This is a genomic window from Pseudoalteromonas sp. S1650, from assembly GCF_005887195.1.
Lineage (GTDB): Bacteria > Pseudomonadota > Gammaproteobacteria > Enterobacterales > Alteromonadaceae > Pseudoalteromonas > Pseudoalteromonas simplex.
In genome coordinates this window covers 1-358 of record NZ_PNDF01000227.1, presented here as the reverse complement: position 1 = coordinate 358, position 358 = coordinate 1, and the positions used below count along the sequence as shown (strand labels likewise).

1 tRNA gene is annotated in these 358 nt (G+C 33.0%); it reads right to left on the bottom strand.

Going from position 1 to position 358, the window contains the following annotated elements:
* Positions 1-169: 169 nt before the first annotated feature.
* Positions 170-254, bottom strand: a tRNA-Tyr gene (locus CWB80_RS22240).
* Between the last annotated feature and the right edge of the window lie 104 nt (positions 255-358).

The window sequence follows — 358 nt, the reverse complement described above, 5'->3', positions numbered from 1 at the left end:
TATTTTTTTGTTATTTTTTATATATTTTTGTTTTTTGTTATTTGATAGTTTTTTTTTCTAGAGTTTTTTTTATTATAGATATTTAGATTATAGATTGTTAGATTAAAGATAGATTGTGTAAAGCTAGAAAGAGTAAAGCTAGAAAGAGTAAAGCTAGAAAGAGTAAGAGTGGTGGAGGGAGCTGGATTCGAACCAGCGAAGGCTGAGCCGTCAGATTTACAGTCTGATCCCTTTGGCCGCTCGGGAACCCCTCCAATGCAACGGCGCTGATAATAGCAAACTGATTTTTTAAGTAAAGAAAAAAACTAAAGAAAAAAGCATAAAGCGCGATATCTGGTACAACAAGAAACTATTTGTC